The sequence below is a fragment of the Yinghuangia soli genome, assembly GCF_021502675.1.
GTDB lineage: Bacteria > Actinomycetota > Actinomycetes > Streptomycetales > Streptomycetaceae > Yinghuangia > Yinghuangia soli.
In genome coordinates, this window is the sequence record NZ_JAKFHA010000021.1 from 134,622 (window position 1) to 142,658 (window position 8,037).

Here is an 8,037-nt window from a genome sequence, read left to right on the forward strand (position 1 = left end):
GCCTTCCTCAGTAGTCGGTCCAGTCCACGGACTCCCCGTCCCAGGTGGTTCCCCAGTCGAGTTCGCCCTGGATGTCGGCGCCTCCGGAAGCCCTGATGACGTCGCCTGCAGGTGCAACCGCCCCGGACGAATGCACGAGGCCGGCGGGGTTGCATGCGGCGGCCAGCACAGCCGTGGCTTGGGCTGCGTCGAGGGCACGCACACTGATCCCGGATGGGGCCAACAGGTCACGGGCCTCGTTGAGTCGCTGCCGGAGCCGCGCCTCGGCTGCGCGGCCCGCGCCGCTGCCTCGTCGACGTTCAGCGCCCTGCCGCCGTCGGCTCCCGAACAGCCCAGCGCCCTTGGCTTCACGATCGGCGTCTGATCGCGATGTCACCTCCCGGAGCACCAAAAGGACCTGCCGACAGAGCAGTTCCTGGCTTCGAGACAGTTCGCCGAGATAGTCCGCGTGGGCTCGGGCGGCGTCGCTCAGTGCCTGATCAGGGAGCACCTCCGCCTGGTCGTACAACTCGGAAACCTGTCGGGACAGGTCGAGCCGCTCGACACGGACGAGCACCTGCACCGGGGAGCTCAGCGACTGCAGGAAGCCACCGAACCCCGCAACCAATGACTCCTGCTCGGTAGGCGTACGGAGACCGAAGTCGACGGTCCCGCAGACCGCAACAAGGGCCAGGCCATCTGCACCCAAGTCAACGACTCCGGGCTCCGCTACGTCCTGAGCCGGAAGCGCGAGCGGCGCGGCCGTCGTGCGCAGCTTCTTCGCATCGCCGTCTGCAGGAATCGCACGTCGGGCCAGCCAATCCGGAGCCTGATGCACCCCTTCGGGCGCGAGAACAAAAGCGCGTGCCCCGACCCGCCAACGCACCCCGGCCGCCACGAAGCGGTCGAGAGACACACCGTCGCGGCTGCCGAGCGCAACAACGACGCCGCTGACGGCCACAGGCGTCGCCCCGGCGAGCCAGATAGCCGGCTCAAGGGCGCCCACGAGTCGCCAACTCACGTACAGCAGCAGGGCAGTGATGATGAGAATAAGGAGCTGACGAGGGGTGAGGTTGAGCAACAGCCTGTCTTCCCGGTCGATGTCGGCCGGAATTCGGACCGTGAGCAACCGCTCGTCGTTCGCGCGGGTCATTCCTCACCTCGCGGTTGTTCATCTCGCGGTTGCCGAGGCGTACGGCGCCGCGCTACCGGTGGACCCGGTCGAGAGACCGGCCTCTGGGGTACCGCAGGTGGAGTCGCCCCCTGAGCGGAATCGGTGCTGCCGGTCGTGCCTGGTCGCGGTGGGCGCTGCGGCGGGCCGGAGCGGCGCGGAGTCGCGGGTGGTCGCTGGGCTTGCTCTGGCGGTGGCGTCGACGAGCCGTCGCGTGTTCGTGGTGTGCGGCCCGGCGGCGTTACGGGCGGCCTTGCGGAGGCTGTAGCCGGACTCCCCCGACCCGCGGGGCCGGGTGTGACCGCTTGGTTGCTTCTTGGCGCCGCTGCCTTTCTGGCCCTACGGTCGCCGGCGCCAGGCGAGGCGGTGCGTCGACGCCGTGCCGATGCCTCTGCCGGTCCGGATCCGGAGCTCTGGGTCGAATCCTGCCGAGCGCTCGTCTCACGTGGTGCAGACGGCGGAGTCGCATCGTCCGGACGAGCTTGCGGAACGGCGGCTCGCCCCCTCCCCGGTGGAGCGGCTGCGCGAGGACCGTTAGCCGCTGCCTGCCGAGGACCCGACGGCGACGCCGGGGCCCCGGGGCGCTCGGGTCGACGCTCACTCGCTTGTCGCGCCGAGGGCGGCCCGCCCGGGCGTCCGGACAACAGGGACTCGGCAATGGCCTGCGAGTTGCTCCGCGGCGCGCGAGGCCCCGGTGGGGACGGGCTCGTCGAGTCCGAGGTCCCCGGCGGCAGCGCCAAGCGCCGCGAACTCGTCCCCGGCGGCAGCGCCAGGCGCGGGGAGGGCGTATCGGGGGGCTGCGGCCGAGAGCCCGAGGACCCAGCCGCCTTACCTGCCGAACCGGTCGTACCCGGTGCGGACGCGGGTGCGTTCGAACTGCCGCTGTGGCCAGAAGCGGATCGTGAACCGCCCGGACCGGACGAGCTTCCCGAGCGCGGCTGTCCCGGAACGGCTGCCGGCAACGCGTGGACTGGCCTGGCCGGTCCACGCAGTGCGCCGGCCCGTCGTCCACCGGGCGGTCGTGCACCGCCAGGAGCACCTCGGGCAGGACCACCAGGGGGACCACCGCGCGGACCCCCGGGGGGCCTGCCGCCACGACGACCCCAACCTCCGCCCGGTCGACCACCTCGTCCGCCGGCAGGTCGGCGACGCAGGAAATCGCGTGCCATGTGGAAGACCTGCCGGTAGATGGCGTAGCGCACCAGGCTGCCGAGCAACGAGTGGGTACGCGGAACGGATTGGAAGATGATCCGGGTCGCCCATCCTGGGATCTTGAGCAGGATGTAGAAGAGGCAGATTCCGGCGAGGACGGACCCCAGTCCGCTCGTGGTCGCGAACCCGAACACGTTGTCGGTGCTGCCATAGAAGGTGCGCAACCCGATGATCAGCGTCGTGGACTGGGCCACCTGGATGACCAGGCAACCACCGAATGCCCGCCACCACAGCCGCGCCAGGCCGTCTGTAGCCGGAAGCGCGTGGCAGGCCAACGCGAGGGGCGCGCAAGCCGCCAGCGTCAGGATCAGCGCAGTACGGACCATGAAGCCCAGGAGCACCGCGACCAGTACCACCAACGCCACGACGATCATGATGAGGAAGAAGACGCCCGCACCTCTGGCCCCCGAAAGCAGCGCAACCGCCAACTGCTGCACGATGCCTTTGCCGTCGATGCCCTGACCGAGGATCCGCTGAGAGATGGCGTTGGTGAGCTCGATGCCCACATGCATCACCTGCAGCGACATGGCTGCAACGAGGAACGCGACCACCAACCGCGGGACGATCTGCTGGGCGGCGTGCTGGGTCTGCACCGTTTGGTAGCCCATGACCAACGCGCCGCCCGCCACAATGAACAGCACGTACACGCCGCCCACGATCGACAACGACACCGCCCAGGCGCCGCGAACCGAGTCATTGGCGGCGACATCAGGCGTGGCCAGCAGGCTTTGGCCCAACAGATCCAGAAGTGGCTGGGCCGCCTCCTCGACAAGCTTGCCGAGCAACCCGGTGATCGCATTGATGATCATGCCGGGCACGTCGAGGAGCCCGCCCGCCCCGAACAGACCCCCCAGCCAGTCCAGCGGGTTGAGGGAGACCGCGGGTGTCACAGGGGCGTTGGGGCTCCCGGGCGGCACCGTTGGGTACGGCAGAACCGGACCCGAAGTTGTGCCCGGAATCGGCGCCGGGGTGGGAGTCGGCGACGGGGTCGGCTCCGGAGCCGGCTGCGGAGCCATGGGCGACGCAAGCGCGGCCATGGCCGGACGCACTGGCGAGGACGCCTCGACCGACGTCCCTCCGGCCACCGCGATCGCTGCAGCTATGCCGACGACGCACGAACGAACCGCCCAACGACGAACTCGCTTCTGCTTGGACGTCGGACGTGAACGCCGGGGATGCGGATTCACACCGGCCCACCTGGCGGAGCTGGCGTCGTCGGTGCGGTTGGGGCGCCGCTGTCCCCGACAATCCCGTTCAGGACATCGAGGATGATGGGCGCGAGGATCGCGAGCATGTAGCCGATGGCCGCAGCCTTCAGCGCCGTCTTCGCCTTCTCGACCTCGCCGGGGTCGCCGCCGGCCATGAGGTAGCGCAGGCCGCCGACGGTGAGAAACAGGGTGGCCAGGCCCGCAAGGATCCCGACGATCCAGTTGCGGGTGTTGTTGATGACGGTCGGGATGTCGTTCACCGCGAAGCAGTTCGTCGCCCCAGCAACAATCAGCACCGTGGCCATGGTCGTGACGGTCAACGTCCTCATTGCCGCACGGCGAATCCGCTTGATGCGCATTGACAGGCCTCCGTTGGAGGAGCAGGACGCGTGGGTGGAGTCCCACCGCGAACGTGAAGACCTCAGGAATCGCGGGAGTTCGACATTCATGTCTCGTGCGATTCCTCGAGCGGCACCGCCCGAGGGTCGACGGCGACGCGTGCGCGCCGTCCGCGGGTGCCGGTCCGGTCTGCACCGCACGACGTTGTCGGCGCCAGCTCGGCCTGGACTTGTGCGGCCACCGGATCGTCCGGATTCGTGTCCTGTGACTCATCGCGCAGGAACAGGACCAGGCGCTGCTCGGCCCGGTTGCGGGCCTTGTACGCGGCGGCCAAAGTGGTCCGATTCCTGTCCGCCCAGTCGGCGATCGAGTCCTTGTCCAGTCTCGTCGTCCCGATCAGGTCCGCCTCGGTCCTCGAAATGACTTCCCGTCGAACGGCGCGGGCGAGGACCAGGTCCGGATGCCCCCAAGGCACGGGTGGCGGCAGTGACCTGAAGCCTGACATCACCGGCATCGGTGCAGCCAGCGCTTCCAGCAGTGCGGCATGCCCGGCTCTGAACGCCGTCCAGCGCAGGCGCGCAACGATCCCCGGTCGGTCCAGGTCCGTCGAGGCCAGGCCTCGGAGGAAGCCGGCAAGCACTTCGGCATGGACGTCGTCGGGGGCGCCGGGGAAACGCGCACCCATCCAGCGGCACACCGGCGCCAATCCGGGCAGTGCCATGCCGATACACGCGGTCGTCCAGTCGCCGCCGTACGTTCGAGCCTGCGTCACCAGGTGCGCCCAGACCAGGTCGCGGACCTCCATCGGGCATCGACGTCGCAGCAAGAGATCGCGCAGTTCGTCGAGCGGCACCGGGCGGTCAGGCAGCTCCGGGAAAGCACTCCCCTGGACGGTCAGCGGGTGCAGGCCGGTGACCAGCCGTGCGAATCCGTCGCGAGCGAGGTCGAGCGTCGGCCGGGAAGGGCCGCACGCTGCCGAGGGACTTCGCGGTAGTGAGCTCATCAGCGACGCTCCCAACGATGAGGAAGTCGGACGTCGCCATGTCCGCACACCGCCGACAAGGATTCGCCGCCGAACTGATAAGGACGGCATGAGCTTTCGGCCCTTGGTGCGCCTTGACGATTCCTTGCGGGCCGGAGGTCCCCTGTGAACACACCACAGGAGCACCGCTGGGTGCCGCTGGCGAGTCGCGCAGCAGGGGTTCGCCAGGCAAGGGCCTGACCTGCGTCTTAGTAGCCCCTTAGGCCTTTCGTGTCGCCCGCTGGCTCCTTGTCGATCGAGCCATCGACACCAGGTGTGTCCAACTCGTCCTGTGATTGGCGCTTCTAGTTGTGTCCGGCTTCTTCATCCGCGACCGCAAGGAACGGGAATGACGTCTGACTCGAACGGCAGCGCACATCGCGATGGACATGCATCTCGCGATCCGGAAGTCCCCGCCGACGGGCGGCCGGACCCAGGCGGTAGTGCCCGGCCGCGACCGTCTCGCTCAAAGGGCAACCCTTGTCGTCATCGGGCTGCCTCGGTGTGGCTGAGCACGCCGCAGGCCGCAGCTGGGCATGGCGAAGCCCCGTCACAGCGCTGGTTGGCCGACGTTTTGGCACGCCTGGTGAAGACCTACGCGCTGCGCAACGACAGGATGCTCGTGACCAACACCATGCCCGCAGCGCCCGAGCTCGAGATGCTCCATGCCGTGGCGTGCTCGATCCCCGGGCTGGCCAAGGCCGTCCAGACCTGGCTCTTCCTACCTGATGAGCATGGACACGTATCCGGGGGCAACAGCGGCGGCTCGGCTGGTCCCGGCTCGGCTGCCGGACCGCCGTCACGCCCATCATGGCCTCCGGTGAGTGAAGCGTTCACGCAGCCGAGACCAATCGCATCAGGCCTGGACGTCGACTTCGCCGTCGTCGGATTCGCCGCCCAGCAGACCTCCTTGGTCGCCGCCTTCCCGTGGTCCGCCTTGTTGAGTGCACACGCCGCCTTGGCGGTCATCACGCCGACTCACCACCACGATGCACTCAGCGGGCTGGTCGATGCGCTGCGCGCGACAAGTCTCAACTACCACGACCGAATCGCAGTCGTCTCCATGGCACCTGCTCACTGCGCGGGCTCGCGATTGGGCTTCCAACTGATCGCCGAGATTGCCGTGTTCGTCATGCCGGGCATTGGCATGCCGCAAAGCGGCGAAGGGCAGGTCCACCGATGATCAGCCGGATCCCGGTCTCGGTCTGGGGCACCGGCGACATGGCCATGCACAGCTTGCCTGCCGAGCATGGGTACGGCGTAGAGACCGCCTCCGACCCTGCCCGGATTCCACCTGGCATCGCTGCAGAGGCGCTAAGCCGATACACGCCACCGCAAGGCCGCCTGCTCGACCCGGACTGCGGGAGTGGGGTGGCTTTGGTCGAGGCACTGCGCTTGGGCCGCCACGCGGTGGGCGCCACTCGCAGTCCACGGTGGTGGCGCGTTGCTCGCAACAACGTCAACGCCGCCAAGTTCCTCGGCGCCGGCGGAGACGGGATGGTGCTGGAGCCCACTGACAGCGCTCCCGCCCTTCTAGGCGAGAGCATCGACCTCGTACTGACCGCGGTTCGCACCTTTGCCACGGAACCTGGCGCCACCGCGCACCTGATTCGAACATTGCGCTGGTGCCGTCCCGTGCTGCGCCCTGGCGGCGTGGTCGTCCTCGTTGCGCCGCCCCGCCGGCGCTCCGACGTTCTCCTCGACCTGCCGAACTGCATGTACGTGGCGGGCCAAAGCGTCGGCCTGCGCCCTGTGGAGCGAGCTATCGCCGTCACCGCCGAACTCCGCGGCGATCAGCTCGTGGCCCACGCTTCCCTGCCACAGCGCCGCTTCGCGGAACGCCAGGCGCGACGGCTCGGACGGAAGTCCAGCGTCCCCGCTCATTGGGACGTCGCCGTGTTCGTCGCTCCGAAGCAACAGCACCGCGCCGCTGCTCCGTCGCTCGACGGCGTCGCTCCAGGTCGTCTCATCGAGACGTTCTCCGGCAGCCACGCGGCCAGACGGCAGGCCGCCTAGCAGACACCGTCACCGTCCGCCGCCACACCGGCTGATCATCCCGGTGTCTGCCCGCTCGACAGCCCCGTGGAGCGAATCACGGCCCGCAGGCACCGCAACCGGTTTCACACCTGATCAGCAGTCTGGAGGTTCGCCGCATGCCCCGCCCCGTCTCCCCTGGTCCGACACGACTCGATCGCGACGACGCACGGCTCTACCTGGCCGTCGCCGCGGCAGCCGTCACCGTGGTCCTCACAGGTACGGCCTTCTGGCTGAGCTACCAGCATCTCGCGGAAGTCGCGGCGTCTCACAGTCTGCAGCGTGCCGAGGTACGAGCGTGGGCGTGGCCCGCCACCATCGACCTGTTCATCATCGTCGGCGAACTGCTGATCCTCCGGGCCTCCTTGATGGGCCGTCTCGACGGCTGGGCGATCGGTCTCACCATCGTGGGCTCCGTGGCGTCCGTCATGCTGAACGTCGCCGGCGTCGGGGCCGACGCCAGCGTACTGGACTACGTCGTGGCCGCGACGCCGCCGACGGCGGCGTTGCTCGCCTTCGGCGCGTTGATGCGTCAGTTGCACGAACACCTGACGTCGACCGACGTCAGGGCGACGCAAGCGGACCTCGCGCCGCACGTCGCCCCCACGTCGGGCGACGTCGAGGACGACGTCGAGCCCGCCAATCCGATCGAGGCCGTGATCCGCCCCTTGTACGGACGGCTCGGTCGTCGCCCCTCGACAGCGCAGATGACCGCGGCGATGTCCGCCGCAGGGCTGCGGCCTGTCGCATCGACGGCCCGGGACGCGCGACGCCGCCTTGAGAAGCGCGAGCCACAACTGCTGCGCCGTTATGGGAACGGCATCGGCCATGCCCCGTCCGCGACACCAACTGCCATCAGCCCGAGCGCGGTTGCCTCTCTGGATCGACCATGAAAGACCCACTGAGCCGCACAACGAGCGGCATCGCGACCACGTGGTCAGGTTTCCTGCGGGATTGGGATCGGTGTCTGCGGTCGGCCGGCCACCCGGAGACGACCCGCTACAACTACCTCCTCGCCGCGGCCCAGCTGGCCCGCTACCTCGCCGAGGAATCACCCGACCCGGACGCCGACG

General features: G+C 69.0%; 8 protein-coding genes. 4 read left to right on the forward strand and 4 right to left on the reverse strand.

Features of this window, described 5'->3' with window-relative positions; all coding sequences use genetic code 11:
- Positions 1 to 7: 7 nt before the first annotated feature.
- From LZ495_RS28770 to LZ495_RS28780, 4 genes are all read right to left on the reverse strand, one after another.
- Positions 8 to 1,132, reverse strand: a complete 1,125-nt coding sequence (locus LZ495_RS28770; protein ID WP_235055852.1) for a PrgI family protein — start codon at positions 1,130 to 1,132, stop codon at positions 8 to 10.
- On the reverse strand, positions 1,129 to 3,399 hold the full coding sequence (locus LZ495_RS45465; RefSeq protein WP_505011344.1) for a TrbL/VirB6 family protein: 2,271 nt from the start codon (positions 3,397 to 3,399) through the stop codon (positions 1,129 to 1,131). The genes LZ495_RS28770 and LZ495_RS45465 overlap by 4 nt, the downstream gene beginning before the upstream one ends.
- 146 nt (positions 3,400 to 3,545) lie before the next feature.
- A complete protein-coding gene (locus LZ495_RS28775; protein WP_235055853.1) occupies positions 3,546 to 3,875 on the reverse strand; it encodes a pilin in 330 nt (109 codons plus the stop codon).
- Positions 3,876 to 4,015: 140 nt separating this feature from the next.
- The gene (locus LZ495_RS28780) at positions 4,016 to 4,762 is read right to left on the reverse strand and encodes a hypothetical protein (RefSeq protein ID WP_235055854.1); all 747 of its coding nucleotides are present in this window, start codon (positions 4,760 to 4,762) and stop codon (positions 4,016 to 4,018) included.
- Positions 4,763 to 5,516: 754 nt separating this feature from the next.
- On the opposite strand from LZ495_RS28780, the gene LZ495_RS28785 reads away from it, so the two are divergent.
- From LZ495_RS28785 to LZ495_RS28800, 4 genes are all read left to right on the forward strand, one after another.
- Positions 5,517 to 6,113, forward strand: coding sequence for a hypothetical protein (locus tag LZ495_RS28785; protein WP_235055855.1), 597 nt, complete (start codon positions 5,517 to 5,519; stop codon positions 6,111 to 6,113).
- Complete coding sequence (locus tag LZ495_RS28790; RefSeq protein ID WP_235055856.1) at positions 6,110 to 6,946, forward strand: TRM11 family methyltransferase; 837 nt, start codon at positions 6,110 to 6,112, stop codon at positions 6,944 to 6,946. Before LZ495_RS28785 ends, LZ495_RS28790 begins: the two co-directional genes overlap by 4 nt.
- A 137-nt stretch (positions 6,947 to 7,083) precedes the next feature.
- On the forward strand, positions 7,084 to 7,857 hold the full coding sequence (locus LZ495_RS28795; RefSeq protein WP_235055857.1) for a DUF2637 domain-containing protein: 774 nt from the start codon (positions 7,084 to 7,086) through the stop codon (positions 7,855 to 7,857).
- A partial coding sequence (locus tag LZ495_RS28800) for a hypothetical protein (protein WP_235055858.1) occupies positions 7,854 to 8,037 on the forward strand: 184 nt, incomplete at its 3' end. The genes LZ495_RS28795 and LZ495_RS28800, both read left to right, overlap by 4 nt.